A 14,375-nucleotide genomic window follows, 5' to 3' on the forward strand; every position below is an offset into this window, starting at 1 on the left:
TCACCGTGCCGGCGCAGGCGCCGGCGGCATCGGGTTCAGGCTCGAGGGGGCTCCGGTAACGGCGACCCGTGCACACTGGCGAAGGCCGCGGGGTCAGGCCAAGTCACGTCCGCGTGGACTGCGACGGGCACCGGGACGGGCTCCGTGCCCGGCAGCAGCGAGGCCACGCTCGCCAGGCACAGGGCCATCAGCGGGCACCCTTTCGCGCAGTCCGGCTTGGCGGCATCGGACTTCGGGCAGCAGGGCATGTCGTCCATGTCCATGCCGGCCATGTCCATGCCGGCCATGTCGACCGACGCGGCCGCATGGTGGCCCGTCGCGGCATGGTCCATCCCGGCCTTGCCGTGGTGATCCGTGGTGGCCGCGTGACCGCTCCACGCCATCGACGCGTGCATGCCGGCGGTTGCCGCGGGTGCGGTCACCGGTGTCAGGGCGAGGCTGAGGACCGCCAGGAGCGGCAACAGTCGCCGAAGGGCGAGCCAGAGGGTCACGGGTCTAGGATGCCAAATTCTGGGCCGGTGTGGAAGTCCGTCCGGCAGCAGCGGGAACGTCGGACTCGCCGCGTCGCGCCGACCCTCAATCAGGCTCGACCGGGTAGCCAGCCCAGCTCATGGCCTGCGCGGTCCGGTCGGCCGGCCTCACCGCACCGGACATGTCATCGAAGCAAACATTGCCGCTGCGAGAGCGCACAACCCGACCCATTCACGCTGATCGCCACGGAAAAAACCTGAGAACGGCCCTTCCTCGGGCCGCCGGCGGATCATGGAGTTGGTCCAATCTCGGGTCGCCGCTTGCCGCGCTCATCGACCAATTCGACGACGGTATCTCGGCCAGCGATGCCCTGTTGCTCGTCTGCCGTTCCGGAGCGCAGGCGGCGACGCTGGCCGGGGGCGGGCCCGCCGGCTACCGGTATAATCTTCGGTGATCATCAAGGCGCGATGTCGCCGAAACCTTGCAGCTTGACTATGGTGAGATCTACGCTCCAACGCGGCGCCGTCGAGCAACGAGCGCCGTGCAACTGGGCCAGAAGGCCGAAGCGCCGACCAACGGCACGCGGCCGCGCCCCGAGGGAGGTTGGACCATGTCCGATTTGTCGCGTCGTAGCTGGCTCGGCCTCGCTGGCGCCCTGGCGGCCGTGGGGCCCGCTGCCGCCGTGCCCGACCGGTTCGACCTGCTGATCAAGGGCGGGGAGGTCATCGACCCGAGCCAGTCGCTGCGGGCGAAGCGCGACGTCGGGATCCGCTTCGGTGTGGTGGCCGCCCTCGAGCCAGATATTCCCGCTGAACGCGCCAAGCAGACGATTGATGCCTCTGGCAAGCTCGTGCTGCCGGGACTCGTCGATCTGCACGCTCACACCTATCCCTACGGCTCGGCGATCGGCATCCCAGCCGACGAGACCGTCCCGTTCTCGGGGGTGACCACGGTGGTCTCGGCAGGCGACGCGGGAGCCAACAACATCGCGGCGCTCCGGCGCCACATCGCGGCCCAGACACGCACGCGGATGTTCGCCTTCATCCACATCGCCAACAACGGCCTGTCGGCCTTTCCGGTGGCCGAGCTGTACAACCTCGACAATGCGCAGGTGGAGGCCTGCGCCCTGGCGATCGCCGAGAACCCGGACTTCGCCATCGGCGCCAAGGTCCGGATGTCCGAAAATGTCATCTTCAAGCATGGGGCCGAACCGCTGAAGCGCGCCATCCAGGCCTGCGAGATGTCGGGGCGGCCGGCGAAGGTGATGGTCCATATCGGCGGCGTCGAGACGCCGGCGCTGATGAGCCAGATCCTCGATCTGCTGCGGCCGGGCGATATCCTCACGCATTGCTACTCGGGTGCGCCCAACAGCGCCGGTCAGTTCACGAACATCGTCCAGGACGGCAAGTTGCTGCCGGCTGCCCTGGAGGCCAAGCGGCGGGGCGTCGTGTTCGACATCGGCCACGGCGGCGGTTCGTTCGACTTCACCGTCGCCGAAGCTGCGATCGCGCAGGGTGCGCCGCCCGACACGATCTCCTCGGATCTGCATGTCTTCTCCGGCAACACCCCCGGCATGCCCTTCCTTCCGGTGGTGATGAGCAAGTTCCTGCCGCTGGGCTTCAGCCTGGAGCAGGTGATCGCGATGGCGACCCACAAGCCCGCCGGCATCATCGACAGGGTGCCGAAGCTCGGAACTCTGCAAGTGGGCGCGCCCGGCGATGTCTCGGTGATGGAGTGGGTCGAGCGCCCGCTCTCGATGGTGGACACGCGCAACAACCGACGCGACGGCAAGGGCTTTCTGGCGCCGGTGCAGACAGTCAACAACGGTGTGCCGTTCGGCCGTCCCTATCAGTCACCCTTCTCCGTCCGCTGAACGCTGCGCGAGGTGAAGGCGATTGCCCTCGGCGGCGGAAAAGGCGGTGCGACGCTTCCGGATCGTCGGGATCTTTAGGATCAGGCGGCCTCAGCCCGGGAATCGGGCAAGCCGGCCCAGTGCGAAGGCGACGTCGAAGACGGCGCGTAGCGTCGAGGTGCGGTTTGCGTCGGTGTGACGGATCGGGCGGCAGCCGTGGGTGCTCACCCGGTGGCGGGCTTCCTCGGCGTAGTGCCGTCCGTCGTCGATCAGGTGGTCGGCGCGGATCCGGACCCCGTGAGACAGGGCACCTCCGTCCTCGACGCAGTTCTCGGCGCGGCCGCGGGCCCGGCCGTGAGCGTGCTGCGCGCGCCCCGGCCACCGCGTTCGACGCCCCGCGGACCTGACGGCTCGGATCGCCGGTCAGGCCGCCCAGCGCGATCCGCGTGCCGCCGTTCAGGTGGCGGGACGCGCTTTGCGCGCTTCGCGAAGCTGATCAAGAGAGTTCAAAGGCAGGTTCGATGCACTGCTGTGCCAATCGCGTCGCCGAGCAGCCTACGCAGAGTTGCAACGTACTGTAATACCACACTCGGTATTGCAGCGTGTTGCGAGCCGTGTCGGACACGTTACGGGCAATGAAAAACCCGCCAAGTCATTGACAGGGCGGGCAGAACCGATGGTAGCGAGGGAGGGATTTGAACCCCCGACACAAGGATTATGATTTCTATTGTTCCCGCCCCGCAGCCCGAGATCGAGACGTAGACGGTTAACGGCGGGAGCCCGGAAATGCTTGAGAATGCTGGGGATTGCCTTAACGGCGCGGTGACGCGCGGGGGTGTACAGGGCACGGAGGATCTCGGGCTGCGCAGCCCGAGAGCAGCCCGAGTTGGTCCAATGGCCGTCCGTCTGAGCAAGACACACGTCGACAAAGCCCTTAAGGACGTCGCTGGTGGCGCGCTGACATACGATCTCATCGACGCCCAGCAGCCCGGCTTGTTGCTGCGTGTCGGCCCCCGCGGGGCGCGATGGGCGTTCAAGATCGTCCGTTCGAAGACCACATACCGGCTTACGCTCGGGTCCCCTCCCGGCCTGACGCTGGACGAGGCTCGCGAGATCGTCGCGGCCGCACAACGGCACGTTGCCAACCGGACCGCGATCCCCGACGACAGGTTCCTGGAGGGCGAGTTTATCAGGCTCGGGAAGGTCGCGCCGAAGCCGGCCCCGCCGCCCCGTGACCCAGCCCTCGTCGCCGAGCGCGAGCGCAGCATCGCGGACATCCCGTTCTGGACCTGGGAGACCGCGAGGGCCGAGTACCTAGCCGAGGTGAAGCGGACCCTCCGCGAGGCGACCTGGAAGGACTACTCGGCGAAGCTCGGATCCCCGGAGTTGGCAATCGTCTCCGGCAAGGCCGTCCGACGCATCAGCCTGGAGGACCTTGCCGGCGTCGTCTACGAGGTCCACCGCTCCGGCCGGGAGACGCACGCTGTCAACCTGGCTTCGGCGTTGAGGCCCATGTGGCGATGGATGTGGCAGCCGCACATCAGGACCCGCAGCGGCATCGGCATCGAGGGCGTGGGCGCCGACATGTCGAAGCTAGCCGCGCCCCCGAAGTCGTCGGCCCGCAAGGTCCGCTCTAACGGGAAGATCGCCGGGCGCTACGTCGCGACCGCCGGCGAGATCGGCACGGTCATCGGCGTGGCCCGGGTCGGAATCCTCGACCCGACCGTCAGCCTCGCCCTTGAGCTGCTGGTCCTGACGGCGCAGCGCCGGCGCCCGGTCGTCGATGCGCGCGTCGAGGACTTCGTGCCGTGGTCGGAGGTTCCGGGCTGGGGCGTCTGGTCGATGGGTCCTGCGCACCGGAAGACCGCGGACAAGCGCGACGACCAGTCCCGGCACGCGCTGCCGCTCCCGCCGGCGCTGTGGCTGCGGATCGCCCAGCAGCTGAAGGCCTGCAGCGAGCGCGGCCTTGAGCACCTCTTCCCTCAGATCCGCGCATGGAAGCTCGGGGACACCGTCGGTGGCCACATGAACGAGGCCGGGTTGAACCACCGCTTGCTCGACCTCGGCGTGAAGGCCTCCCCGCACGACATCCGCCGCGGGTTCTCCACGCACGCGCAGAAGACCCTCCGGCTGCCTCGCGACAGCGTGAAGTTGGTCATGGACCACAACGAGGGGATCAGCTCGGACGACGTCCTCGAAGGGCACTACACTCAGGACGACCGCCTCGACTTGAAGCGACCCGTGATGGAGCGGTGGCTCGCCTGGTGCGACGAGCAGGCCGCGGCGGCGGCCGCGGGATTCCCGCCGCTGCCCGAGCTCGCGGCTGAGATTTCAGCCCGCCGGCGCGCCCGGGAGAAGGATGGCAAGGCCAAGAGCGCGGCGAAGGCGGCGGCGAAGAAGGCTGCCGAGGCCGCGGCCGCCGATGACGATAAAGATCTTGCAGCATAGCCCAGGGATACGTCAACCACCCCGCTGGCCTATCCTTGCGGGCTGCCCCGGCTTGAGCCATCCTGCACCCATGAGCACCGCCTTCCTCCTAGCGAAACGCCTGTTGGCCTGAGCCAACCCATCGTCCGGAAATCCGGACACGCGCGTTCGACTATGAGAGGGGGGCTTCCCCATGACGACCTTTTTCACCGCGGACAGCCACGTTGGGCATGCCGGCATGCTGAGCGATCGCATGGGCAGGCCGAGGCCGTTCCGGACAGTCGAGGAGATGGACGAGCACCTTGTGTCTGCATGGAACAACCGTGTGAAGCGGAACGACACGGTCTGGCATCTCGGTGACTTCAGCTACGGGGCGAGCCGTGCGCATGCCCGTGCCATCTTCGACCGCCTCAACGGGCGGAAGCTCCTGATCCGGGGCAACCACGACGCGCGGTCGGAGGCCCTCCCGTGGGCCGAACCGGTCCGGGACGTGGCCCGCATCACCGTGCAGGATGCCGGCATGCCGAAGGCGGTCGACCTGTGGCTCAGCCACTACGCACACATCACGTGGGAGGGCCGACATCGCGGCCGCATCCATCTCTTCGGGCACAGCCACGGGGCGATCCCACCGACCGCGCAGTCATGCGACGTCGGCGTGGATTGCTGGGTCTTCCGGCCGGTGACGATCCCCGAGATCCTCGAACTGCTCGCCGACGTGGCGGCGCGGGAGGCCGGGGCCGCCGCCGTCGTCCAGATGGCGGAGGCGGCCTGACATGTGGGGCGACCACTCATACTCCGAGCCCCCGGCCGGCGCGGTGACTTGCCTGTCGTGCGGCCTCGTCTCGATCGGGATGACCAGGGCCGAGACGGAGGCACGCGTCGCACGCGTGAATTCCCGGTTGCTGCCGGGCGAGGAGCCTATCGGGCTCGACTATTTCACGTGCTGCCGCGCCCCCCGGTACCGGCCCGCCCGGATCGGGGACGTGCCGGACGGGGCGACGATGGGCTACGTGCTGGCCGAGGGCGTTTAGCAGCGTGCAGCCTTCCTGGCGGCCTTGAGCTCATCGGGCGTCGGGGGGACATTCCCGACGCTGCGCCACCCGGCGTCCGTGACCCGGGCGTACGTGTTCCGCTTCGGGATCCCAGGCACGATCAGGCGGTCCTCGACGGCGTAGACCGCCTCCCATCCGCCGAGAGAGGTCACCAGACTTCCGTCAGGGTTCGGTTTTAGGTTCGGGCACACCCGGTGCTCCGGCTCCTGCACGCCCACAGCCATCAGCAACCGGGATGCGTTACCAACGGTCAGGCTGCCGTTGACGACATGCATACCGACCGCACGGTCAACCATGTGCTCCTCGGTATGCTCCATCGAGGAGGCCAGCCGCTCCCAGTCCACGTCGGTGGCGAGGTCGACTGCGTGGTGCCATTGGCCCAGTGCGCCGCTGATCCACTGAGCCTTGAGGCCGGTGACCTCCTCGACTTTGCGGACAAAGGGCAGGTCAGCACAGGCCGGCGTGCTGAGATGGAGCTCCCAGATCCTCGGTGAAGTCTGCGGCTGGAAGCGACCGCCGACACGGTTGAGCGTCACCGGGAACGCGATTGAGCGAGGCTTGTACGGGGCATCCGGATCCTGCAGCGCGCCGAGGCCCGCCAGGTACTCGTTCGAGATGCCGGATGCGACCAGGCGCTCCATCGCGTCGGGTTCAGTCGACGGCGCCTCCTCGGCCTTGGCCTTGGCAGCGGCCTTGGCCTCCCGCGCGGCGGCCTTGGCTTCCCGCGCCTCCGCCTTCGCCACGGCGGCACGCTCCTCCCTGCGCTCGCGCCTCTTCACGGCCAGCGGGCTCGGCGGCGAGAGGGCGCCCTCGAAGATCCCGGACACCACGACATGCAGCGGCGTGCCCGGCGGCGGGGGCGCCGGACGCTGGCGCTCGCCCTTCCGCTGGACGGGCAGCCTGTCGAACAGGCTGTCCATCGGCGGGGGCGGTTCGGCCTTGGGGCGCCGCACGATCGGGAGCTCGATCTCGCCGACGTAGCGGGCGGCCTGCGCCTCGGCGATCCAGGCGGACAGGACCTCGGGCGGCGTGCCGACTTTGAAGACCTCGCGGGCCATCAGCGCTTCCTCCCGGCTTCGTACAGCAGGACGCCTAGGTCCCCGTAGAGCCGCTGAGCCTCGCGGGACTGCGAGGCCAGATCGAGGGCACGCTGGTGCAGCAGCTCCCTCAACACAGGCCAGACCCAATCGGGGATCGGGCGACCGTTGAACTTCGCCGTGCTGTCTTCAGGCGGCTCCATCATCCACCTGAACGGGAGCCGGGGATCGATGCTCGCGACGGGGCCGTCTGGGTGGTGGGGGCCCAGCATCTTGGCTAGGGGGCGCTTCCACTCGGCGCCGAGGAGCAGGCGCGCGGCCTGCTCCAGCGTGCGGCGGTCCAGCGCCTCGGGTGGCAGGAGGCGGGTGCGGCGGGCCATCAGTTGGACCTTGCCCGGGTGATGGCTTCCTCGCGCGTGAGTACCCCTACCGAGGAGAACCCCGCGAACTTGCCGTCCTTGACGCGCAGCTGGTCCCACGTCCCGCTGGAGTCCCTGTAGACGACGGGTACGCCGGGCCGGATCAGGCCCGCCTTGCGGAGGTCATCGATGACCCCCGATGCGTCGTTGCTGACCGAGCGGCCGCCGCGGTCGAGATCGACGACGAGGACGACGTCGAGCAGGTCCTCGACGGTGTAGTCGCTGCGGGTCGTGAACAAGTCACGGGGCCGCGCCGCGCCGTTCGCCCGGCAGATCGGTCCTATGCCGTGGCGGACGCTGATGTGGTCGGTGAGCCGGCGGCCGCAGCACGAGCAGTGCGTCGGCGGGGTCGGGTTCGTGACAACGGTGAGCCGCGCGCCGGCGTTCGCCTGCTGCTGTTGGGCGACCTGCTGGACCATCGGCACCGGCACCGGCATCGCGGCCAGCTGCCGGCGCAGGTCGACGGCGTGCAGCCGGAGCGCCTCGACGCTGTCCTGCGTGGCCTTCGTCGCCCCGATGCCGGCCGCGGCGCGGTCGACTTCACGCTGGATGAGGCCCTGAAGGTGCTCCGTGCCCTCGATCATGTCGAGCAGGTCAGCACGGTCCTGCTCCAAATCCGAAGCGGGCTGGTTTTTGTTGAGCATGGTGATTGGGGTCCCTTCGCTGGGGGTAGGCCGGCAGCGCCAGCCGATTGCGCGGGTGAGTGAGGAGGCCGGGGGTCGGACCCGGCTGGTATCGGCTCACTCGGCGGCGAGCAGCTCTCCGACGGGGAGCCCGGCGCGGATCGCCGCGAGCATGCGGACCATCCCAGCGATGTCGCCCGCCCCCTTGAGGATCTCGACCGGCAAGTCGATCCGGCCGTGACGGATCGCGGCCTTGATGGCGGCCTTCCGCTCCGCGGTGGGCTTCATCGTGACGAGCTCGCCCGTCGCCGGGTTGCGGACATGCAGCCAGTACGTCCAGCCGCGCGATCGCCTATGGTGGTTCTCCTCGCCCTGCATCACGGCATCGAGGCCGAAGAGCTCCTCCTCGCCGCGGTCCGGGGCATATGCGCCGGGCAGGTCACCCGCGCCGTTGACGTCCTCTGGCGCCGGCAGGGAGACGCTCTCGCGGATCACGCGCTCCCAACCCCGGCACCGCTTGTCGAGGCGGCCAAGCTTGTAGCTGTAGCTGAGGTCGATCTCGGGGACCTGCTCCGTGACGGGCTCCTGCTCGACCTCAGCCTGCTCGGCAGCGGCCGCCTTCGCGGCGGCAAGCCGGCGCCGCATCATGGCGCGGTCCGTGCGGCCGTAGCGGTCGTCGTACTCCCGGGTCAGCGTGCAGCGGAGCTCGCCCTCGGCGATGCACTCGCGCCAGTCGGCCCAGGCCGAGCGCATGGCGGCCGACAGGTGCTCGCGGACGGACGTGCCAGCCGACAGGGCGGCCTCGTAGGCCCGGGTCCACGTGACCTTCAGCAGCAGCGATTTGTCGATCGTGATGGGGGTGGCGGTAGCGGTGTTCATTATCGCGGTTTCCCTTCGATATGTGAGCCTGCAAGGCCTGCTCAACGTGCGTCGATGTACGCACGTTTAAGGAGTTGTCAAGCTTCTCTGGCAATCTCCGCCAGCGCCCCATTCCGCGCCTTGGCCAGCCTCTTGGTCAGAGCGGCCGCTTCGCTGCGCAGGGGGTGCCGCGCGTATTGGGCGCGCTCCATGATGCTGAGGTTGCTCTTGGCGATGGCGGCCTGCTCGGCCCGCCACTCCAGGGCCGCCTGACGTGGGCTCGCCCCCGCGTGGCCGAGGCCTGGCACGAGGGGGCGCTCGACCTCGGCGACGACCCTTCGCGCTTCGATCACGAAGGGTGTGAGGTGGTCCACGGGCAGGCGGTCCGGCAGGGGGCGGCCGAGGAAGTCGTGCGTGCCGGCCTCGAAGCCGGAACGCACAAGCGAGACCTCGGCGGGCGAGTCGGTGATGGGCGGATCCGCAGGCCGGGCCTGCGCAGCGGCGAGGTCAGCCTCGGTTGGTAGGGCCTGCAGTAGGTCCTGCGCGGTCGTCCCGATCTGGGCGACGCCACCGTGCATCACGCAGAATGCACGAACCGCCTCGACGGGCATGCCGCCGTACAGGGCGGTTCCATTCCCGGGGGACACCTCCCGCCGGTAGGGCCCGATGGCGGAGTTTGCGGTCATCTCCGTATTGGGCGCCGTGACGATCGTCAGCCTGGGGCCGGGAGCGTGCACGGAGAACGTGACGCCGTCCTTGCACTTGACTTCGGTTGCGTGGAGCTCGCTGTCCATGGTGCGCCCCTCAGATCGGCAGGTGGTCTTCGGGGCGGCCGCAGGCGGTGCACTGGATCCGGCGATCGTCCATCCAGCGGCAGCCGTCGGCGCAGGCATCGTCCTCACTGCACCCGCAGCTCAGGCAGACAGGCCCGAGCCGGTCCGGGATTTTCCATGAAGGGCCGCGCAGGGCGGCAACGACGCTGTCAGGGATCTCGGTGGACAGCGCTTCCAGACTCTCGTGGTAGCACTGTGCCCCGGCGCGGGAGGCAGCCGGGGCCGTCGCCTCGGCGTAGGCGCCAATCAGGCCGCCCACGACCATGCCGAGGGCGATCTCGCCGAGGTGGGCGCGGTCCTCTTCGGGGAGGGACCGCCACAGCGCGGCGAGGTCAAGCGGCTGCTCGGAGATCACCGGCACGCCGGCCTGGGGGAACGGCAAGCCGCGCTCGCGCAGGTCTTCGATGACGCCGGCCCAAGCCGCCTCATCGCTCTCGTGGCGCTCCCTCTCCCTGTCCCAGAGCTGCTCCTGCGTCATGAGCATCTCTTGCTCGACGACGTACTGTCCCATCCGGCTCATCGTGCGCTCCTTAGAACGGCAGGTTGTCGGGGTCGTAGGGGATGCATGGGCCCTGGGGGTCCCGACGCCGCTCGATGGGCGGATCCGCAGCCTGGCACTCTGCCGGCCGGCTGGCGCAGCTCCTGTGTGAATAGAACCCGTGTTCCGTCAGCGCGACATAGACGGTGTACCGCTCGCCCGGCTGCACGCCGCGGCCGATTGGGCAGCCGTCGCAGCGGCCCGGCTTCCTGGCGGTGTGGCGGCGCAGGACGCCACCGTCGGCGAAGGTCGGCTCATGCTCGACCGGGTCGCCATAGACCTCGCGGCGGATGTCGTCGGGGATCATGCGACCCTCCGGAAACCGGGCACCCACAGGCTCACCGGACGCTGCGCCGGCGCCGTGCAGATCAGCCAGTGCCCCGGGCACCACGGCGAACCAGGCACGGTCGTGTGCCCGCAGCACGTGGCCGGCCCTGCGCGCGGGTCGTCGGCAATGTAGCGGCACTGGCCATCCCTGACGTCCGTGAGCAGGATCCCCAGCGAGACGAGCACGCCCGCCGGCTGCACGCGCGGCCTCGGCGGCGGCACGGGCCGCCCCGCGGCGACGGCGGACCGCTCCCGGCGCCGGGCAGCCCGGGCGCGCTCGCGCTCGGCGCGCTCCTCGGGCGTGAGGATGACCCGCGACGGCTTCGAGGGTGCCTTGCGGTGGCGGGCCCCCTGGAAGGCGAGGCCGGCCCGGAAGGCGATCAAGATGATGGCGTTTTTCGATTTCTCGACGCCGAACTCGGAGAGTAGGACCGCGCGGATCGCCGGGGTGCCGCAGCCGGTAGGCCACAGCTCCAGGGCGCGCGCCTTGTGAGCGGGATCCCACGGCATCAGCGTGCCTCCCGCTGCGAGCCGGGGGCCGGGGCGTAGCTGACGACCCGGACGAGCCCGAGCGCCAGGAGCATACCGGCACCCGGGGCCTTCCGGCCCGATCGCACGTCGCACACGTAGGCCTCGGACAGCCCGACCGACCTGGCCCACGCCCGCGCAGAGCCGGCCTTCTCGACGCACTCATCCAGCCGGCGCAGGGCCTCCCCAAGCGGCCGGCGCATCGGTCTCCTGGTCATTGTGCAATTTCCTCATAATGGATGGCTATTGGCCGATCCGCCTATACGACATGCGATAGTAAAGCGCGGTCGCGATGCAGAATCCATGGCCTGCGACACTTTTGCATGCTGTATCGGTGATAGAGGTTGTTTGAACAACGCTCAGAAAATTGTTTCCCCAACAGATGTTCATCTTCGTGTTGGGGATGCCGTCATTTTTGTTGGTTAAACATGCCCTTGAAATAGGGATGCCCGAGTGGGACATTACGCGGGCTGGCGTATTCGCTGGCCGGGCCGACCGCCCGCCACAATGGTTTCTCAGAGCACATCCATGAACGCCCGCCCGCCGATCGCCTTCGGCACTACGTGGCGCCACGTCGGCACGCACCAGCGCTACGGGCACACCCTCAACCTCTGGCTCGCCGATACCGCGAGCCAGGGCTTCCTCGACGCCTACAAGGGCGCCCGTGAGATCCTCGTGACCTCCGGCTACAGCTGGACCGACCGTGGCCACGATGGCCCGGGCCTACGGGTTTGCTGGTGGGACCTTGGCCCCGTCGACCTGTGCGCGCTGGCCAATGCCTCGGACCGCGCAATCCGTGATGCCGCCGACACCCGGACAGAGAAGGCTCGCGCCGCCCATGAGCGGCACGTCCAAGAGGTGGCAGAGGTCGCCCCGATCGCAACCCCGATTCGTGCGGAGCTCCTAACCCTCGTTGAGAGCCGCCCGTGGGCACTGGGGCGACACCTTACAGAGGCACGCGAACTGGTGGACCCTGGCAGCTGGACGCGTCATCATCTCTCGCTGGGCCAGCGCCTGCTCAGCAACGCCCATGGCAACATCCATCGGGCGGCCCAGCGCCTCGGCCGGGTCCCCCCGCGGCCTGGTTCGCCCGCGCCGAGGATGCCGACGTCCGGGCGGCCGCCCTATCCGGCTGTAAGATCTTGTCCGCCTTGGACAGCGATTGGGCGGCCGTCGAGAACGGGCGCGGATGGTCGCAGAGCACGTGCTGGACTGGGCACACGCTCTCTGAACGCGAGGTCCTCGACCAGGCCGAGGCCGCCCACGCGCTGGGCCTGCTGCACCAGCACCGCCGCCAGCTCCCCGACGAGCTTTGCATCGTTCTTTTCGGCTCGGCCCCCACCCGCCGGGGCCGCCCCGCCGATCCTGCCACCCCCTCCCTCGCCCTCTGACTTTCAGCAGCCGGGTGCACACTCCACGCAGAGGCGGCCCCGATCATGGGGCCGCCCACAGGACAAGGGGGACCACGATGATGAGGTTTCTGGCCCGGCTCATGCGGGCTCTGATGGGGGCGGTGACCTTCCCACTGAGGGTGCTCGGGATCGGCGGGGGCGTCACGGCGGCCGACGTCGCAAGGTCCGCTCTGGCCGAGGCTGGCCCGGCGGCCGCGCCCCGCGAGCTCACGCTGGGGCAACTGCTGCGGCTGCACGCGTGGGACCGGGTGGAGGGCTACGACCGCAACCGGCCGGCGCGCCCGCCGCTGCCGGCTGACGCCGCGGCGTGGCTGTCCCGGCAGTCGAAGGAAGCCGTGGTGAAGATCGCGAACCTGAAGCCGGCCGAACTGGAAGCGCGCTTCCGCGCCGAGACCGCCGCCGCCGCGGCCGGGCCGGCCGGGCCCGATGCCGACATCGAGGCGGCCGGGCTGGCCATGCTGCGGAAGCTGCGGCCGGTGAGGCGCTCAGAGGACGATGAGACCTTCGCCGCGTTCGCCCGCCTCGCCTGAGCGGACCGCTCTACCGACAAGGCCGTCCCGGGAAACCGGGGCGGCCTTTTCCGTTCAGGCGGACAGCGCGGCGGCGTAGCCCCGGAGGGCGGCCCGGCTGCGCGCGAGGGCGGCATGGAGGGCAGCGTTCTCGGCGGCGAGGCGGGCGGCCTCGGCCTGCGCGGCCGCGGCGGCGCGGCGGGCCCGGCCGAGCTCGGCCACGAGGTCGATGACGGCGTGGCGGTCGTCCGCCTGCTGGTCCTGGATCGAGCCGATGATCCCGTCAACCGCGGCGTGCATGAGCCCGAATGCCTGGAGCCCGCGGCCAGCGACGTCGGCCATGACGTGAGTGCTAACGTTGCTCATGGCTCTCTCCAGGCTGGGCGATCTCGTACCCAAAAGATGGGCCTGGGCTGGAGTCGCCGTCAAGAATCCGTCCGGGCCGTCCACAAAATACGGTAAAAATTGTCCTGGGCTATTGTGCCTTGCCCGGTGCGCCCGAATAGGGCGCACGTCAGCCTATTTGCGCCCACCACAGATAATCCACCTCTGACAGACCCCTAGATCGCGTTACCAGCCAGCATGTCTATTGCTCTCGTATAGTCGAGTGGATTTCTGCCCCACGACTTCTCCCCCCATTACTCCTATCCAGTGCAACGTAGGACTTTGCCCCTACGTACTATCTCGTGACGTCGGCCGCCCCGCAGCACCCGTTCTCTCGTATGCATACATATATGGCAGTCTCTCATCATGGCCGCCACGGCCAGCGAGGAGACCCCCGATGCGCATGCCGATCCCCACCGCCGGTGTTGAGACCGACGAGGTCGAGGTCGCCCCCGAGACGCCCCAGCAGAAGCGCCGCCGCCTCGCCATAGAGGCCGCCGCCCGCACGGCGGACTGGCGCGCCCGGCGGGCCGAAGAGGAGGCCGCCGTCCGCCGGCAGGCCGCCCGCGATGCGGCCATCGTGGATGCGTTGGTCACGGCGGGATATGTGGCTGAGCAGGTGGCGAAGCGGACCGGGAGCAGCGAGGAGCCGAGGTTCACGGTGAAGGACGTTTTGCGCGTGGCTCGGGACCGCCTGGAGACGCTTGGGATGACCCGAGCCGAGGCGCTCCAGCAGCTGCACAGTAGGCTCGCTCCAGGGGTCGCCTGCCCGATCTAAGGAGCTACGCAGGCTATAAGATGATCACCGCCCGTTTCCTCGGGTTACGGTGCGGGCGGTGATCCCGGAACTGAGGGACGGCGGGTCGCACCGCGCGTTGAGGGCGCCGGCTAGAGAGTGGAAGGCCCAGAGAAACTGCTAGGCGAAGCTGGAGGCAAAGGGTCTGCCGGAGCGGGTTTGTGGCTCGCTGGCGAGCGCGGTGACCGAGATGTGGCTGGCGGCGCGGGCGAAGACCGCGACGGAGCTGGTCGATAAGCGCGAGCGGCTGAATGCCGACCGGCGGGCGGCGCTTAAGATCATGGACTAGGCGCTGGAGCAGCTCAACGT

Annotated in this window: 18 protein-coding genes; 7 read left to right on the top strand and 11 right to left on the bottom strand. The window is 69.1% G+C overall.

The genetic code is table 11. From position 1 onward, the window contains the following. Positions 1-35: 35 nt before the first annotated feature. Positions 36-491, bottom strand: coding sequence for a hypothetical protein (locus MMSR116_RS15565; RefSeq protein WP_010682189.1), 456 nt, complete (start codon positions 489-491; stop codon positions 36-38). A 590-nt stretch (positions 492-1,081) separates the two neighbouring features. Between MMSR116_RS15565 and MMSR116_RS15570 the strand changes: the two genes are divergently transcribed. The 4 genes from MMSR116_RS15570 to MMSR116_RS15585 all read left to right on the top strand — a co-directional run bounded on the left by MMSR116_RS15570 (position 1,082) and on the right by MMSR116_RS15585 (position 5,781). Further along, positions 1,082-2,344, top strand: a complete 1,263-nt coding sequence (locus MMSR116_RS15570; protein ID WP_010682188.1) for an amidohydrolase/deacetylase family metallohydrolase — start codon at positions 1,082-1,084, stop codon at positions 2,342-2,344. A gap of 873 nt (positions 2,345-3,217) precedes the next feature. Beyond that, the gene (locus MMSR116_RS15575) at positions 3,218-4,771 is read left to right on the top strand and encodes an integrase family protein (protein ID WP_106428213.1); all 1,554 of its coding nucleotides are present in this window, start codon (positions 3,218-3,220) and stop codon (positions 4,769-4,771) included. Positions 4,772-4,943: 172 nt separating this feature from the next. Continuing rightward, entirely contained in the window at positions 4,944-5,522 is a 579-nt protein-coding gene (locus MMSR116_RS15580) for a metallophosphoesterase (RefSeq protein ID WP_010682186.1), read from the top strand. A 1-nt stretch (position 5,523) separates the two neighbouring features. Beyond that, positions 5,524-5,781 (top strand): hypothetical protein, encoded by a 258-nt coding sequence (locus MMSR116_RS15585; protein WP_010682185.1) that lies wholly within the window; start codon positions 5,524-5,526, stop codon positions 5,779-5,781. On the opposite strand, the gene MMSR116_RS15590 is transcribed toward MMSR116_RS15585, so the two are convergent. The 9 genes from MMSR116_RS15590 to MMSR116_RS15630 all read right to left on the bottom strand — a co-directional run bounded on the left by MMSR116_RS15590 (position 5,778) and on the right by MMSR116_RS15630 (position 11,168). After that, positions 5,778-6,860 (bottom strand): hypothetical protein, encoded by a 1,083-nt coding sequence (locus MMSR116_RS15590; RefSeq protein WP_010682184.1) that lies wholly within the window; start codon positions 6,858-6,860, stop codon positions 5,778-5,780. The two genes, MMSR116_RS15585 and MMSR116_RS15590, sit on opposite strands and share 4 nt — an antisense overlap. After that, positions 6,860-7,219: a hypothetical protein gene (locus MMSR116_RS15595; protein ID WP_010682183.1), complete on the bottom strand. Its 360-nt coding sequence runs from the start codon at positions 7,217-7,219 to the stop codon at positions 6,860-6,862. The genes MMSR116_RS15590 and MMSR116_RS15595 overlap by 1 nt, the downstream gene beginning before the upstream one ends. Next, on the bottom strand, positions 7,219-7,902 hold the full coding sequence (locus MMSR116_RS31590; RefSeq protein ID WP_010682182.1) for a DUF6011 domain-containing protein: 684 nt from the start codon (positions 7,900-7,902) through the stop codon (positions 7,219-7,221). Before MMSR116_RS31590 ends, MMSR116_RS15595 begins: the two co-directional genes overlap by 1 nt. A 96-nt stretch (positions 7,903-7,998) precedes the next feature. Beyond that, positions 7,999-8,760, bottom strand: coding sequence for a hypothetical protein (locus MMSR116_RS15605; protein WP_010682181.1), 762 nt, complete (start codon positions 8,758-8,760; stop codon positions 7,999-8,001). 77 nt (positions 8,761-8,837) lie between these two features. Next, positions 8,838-9,533 (bottom strand): hypothetical protein, encoded by a 696-nt coding sequence (locus MMSR116_RS15610; RefSeq protein ID WP_010682180.1) that lies wholly within the window; start codon positions 9,531-9,533, stop codon positions 8,838-8,840. 10 nt (positions 9,534-9,543) lie between these two features. Next, positions 9,544-10,092, bottom strand: coding sequence for a hypothetical protein (locus tag MMSR116_RS15615; protein ID WP_010682179.1), 549 nt, complete (start codon positions 10,090-10,092; stop codon positions 9,544-9,546). A 10-nt stretch (positions 10,093-10,102) separates the two neighbouring features. Then, positions 10,103-10,417 carry a hypothetical protein gene (locus MMSR116_RS15620; RefSeq protein WP_010682178.1) on the bottom strand — a complete coding sequence of 105 codons (315 nt, stop codon included), beginning with the start codon at positions 10,415-10,417 and terminating at the stop codon, positions 10,103-10,105. Then, entirely contained in the window at positions 10,414-10,947 is a 534-nt protein-coding gene (locus tag MMSR116_RS15625) for a GcrA family cell cycle regulator (RefSeq protein ID WP_010682177.1), read from the bottom strand. Before MMSR116_RS15625 ends, MMSR116_RS15620 begins: the two co-directional genes overlap by 4 nt. Next, a complete protein-coding gene (locus MMSR116_RS15630) occupies positions 10,947-11,168 on the bottom strand; it encodes a hypothetical protein (RefSeq protein WP_244625466.1) in 222 nt (73 codons plus the stop codon). The genes MMSR116_RS15625 and MMSR116_RS15630 overlap by 1 nt, the downstream gene beginning before the upstream one ends. A gap of 948 nt (positions 11,169-12,116) precedes the next feature. Here MMSR116_RS15630 and MMSR116_RS31905 point away from each other — a divergent pair. Together MMSR116_RS31905 and MMSR116_RS15640 are read left to right on the top strand one after the other, a co-directional pair. Further along, complete coding sequence (locus MMSR116_RS31905; RefSeq protein WP_244625467.1) at positions 12,117-12,356, top strand: hypothetical protein; 240 nt, start codon at positions 12,117-12,119, stop codon at positions 12,354-12,356. A gap of 80 nt (positions 12,357-12,436) precedes the next feature. Further along, entirely contained in the window at positions 12,437-12,907 is a 471-nt protein-coding gene (locus MMSR116_RS15640) for a hypothetical protein (RefSeq protein WP_158168882.1), read from the top strand. A 54-nt stretch (positions 12,908-12,961) separates the two neighbouring features. Here the strand turns inward: MMSR116_RS15640 and MMSR116_RS15645 are convergent, their stop codons facing one another. After that, positions 12,962-13,252, bottom strand: a complete 291-nt coding sequence (locus MMSR116_RS15645; protein ID WP_010682173.1) for a hypothetical protein — start codon at positions 13,250-13,252, stop codon at positions 12,962-12,964. A gap of 415 nt (positions 13,253-13,667) precedes the next feature. On the opposite strand from MMSR116_RS15645, the gene MMSR116_RS15650 reads away from it, so the two are divergent. After that, positions 13,668-14,048 carry a hypothetical protein gene (locus MMSR116_RS15650; RefSeq protein WP_010682172.1) on the top strand — a complete coding sequence of 127 codons (381 nt, stop codon included), beginning with the start codon at positions 13,668-13,670 and terminating at the stop codon, positions 14,046-14,048. The last annotated feature ends 327 nt before the right edge of the window (positions 14,049-14,375 follow it).

It is taken from the genome of Methylobacterium mesophilicum SR1.6/6, from assembly GCF_000364445.2.
Classification (GTDB): Bacteria; Pseudomonadota; Alphaproteobacteria; order Rhizobiales; family Beijerinckiaceae; genus Methylobacterium; species Methylobacterium mesophilicum_A.

Bases quoted from the DNA above. Each gene is read 5' to 3' on its own strand.
- MMSR116_RS15620 (WP_010682178.1), bottom strand. From the start codon at position 10,417: ATGATCCCCGACGACATCCGCCGCGAGGTCTATGGCGACCCGGTCGAG.
- MMSR116_RS15590 (WP_010682184.1), bottom strand. From the start codon at position 6,860: ATGGCCCGCGAGGTCTTCAAAGTCGGCACGCCGCCCGAGGTCCTGTCC.
- MMSR116_RS15585 (WP_010682185.1), top strand. From the start codon at position 5,524: ATGTGGGGCGACCACTCATACTCCGAGCCCCCGGCCGGCGCGGTGACT.
- MMSR116_RS15610 (WP_010682180.1), bottom strand. From the start codon at position 9,533: ATGGACAGCGAGCTCCACGCAACCGAAGTCAAGTGCAAGGACGGCGTC.
- MMSR116_RS15575 (WP_106428213.1), top strand. From the start codon at position 3,218: ATGGCCGTCCGTCTGAGCAAGACACACGTCGACAAAGCCCTTAAGGAC.
- MMSR116_RS15625 (WP_010682177.1), bottom strand. From the start codon at position 10,947: ATGCCGTGGGATCCCGCTCACAAGGCGCGCGCCCTGGAGCTGTGGCCT.
- MMSR116_RS15580 (WP_010682186.1), top strand. From the start codon at position 4,944: ATGACGACCTTTTTCACCGCGGACAGCCACGTTGGGCATGCCGGCATG.
- MMSR116_RS15595 (WP_010682183.1), bottom strand. From the start codon at position 7,219: ATGGCCCGCCGCACCCGCCTCCTGCCACCCGAGGCGCTGGACCGCCGC.
- MMSR116_RS15645 (WP_010682173.1), bottom strand. From the start codon at position 13,252: ATGAGCAACGTTAGCACTCACGTCATGGCCGACGTCGCTGGCCGCGGG.
- MMSR116_RS15630 (WP_244625466.1), bottom strand. From the start codon at position 11,168: ATGCGCCGGCCGCTTGGGGAGGCCCTGCGCCGGCTGGATGAGTGCGTC.
- MMSR116_RS15570 (WP_010682188.1), top strand. From the start codon at position 1,082: ATGTCCGATTTGTCGCGTCGTAGCTGGCTCGGCCTCGCTGGCGCCCTG.
- MMSR116_RS15605 (WP_010682181.1), bottom strand. From the start codon at position 8,760: ATGAACACCGCTACCGCCACCCCCATCACGATCGACAAATCGCTGCTG.
- MMSR116_RS31590 (WP_010682182.1), bottom strand. From the start codon at position 7,902: ATGCTCAACAAAAACCAGCCCGCTTCGGATTTGGAGCAGGACCGTGCT.
- MMSR116_RS15650 (WP_010682172.1), top strand. From the start codon at position 13,668: ATGCGCATGCCGATCCCCACCGCCGGTGTTGAGACCGACGAGGTCGAG.
- MMSR116_RS15615 (WP_010682179.1), bottom strand. From the start codon at position 10,092: ATGAGCCGGATGGGACAGTACGTCGTCGAGCAAGAGATGCTCATGACG.
- MMSR116_RS15640 (WP_158168882.1), top strand. From the start codon at position 12,437: ATGAGGTTTCTGGCCCGGCTCATGCGGGCTCTGATGGGGGCGGTGACC.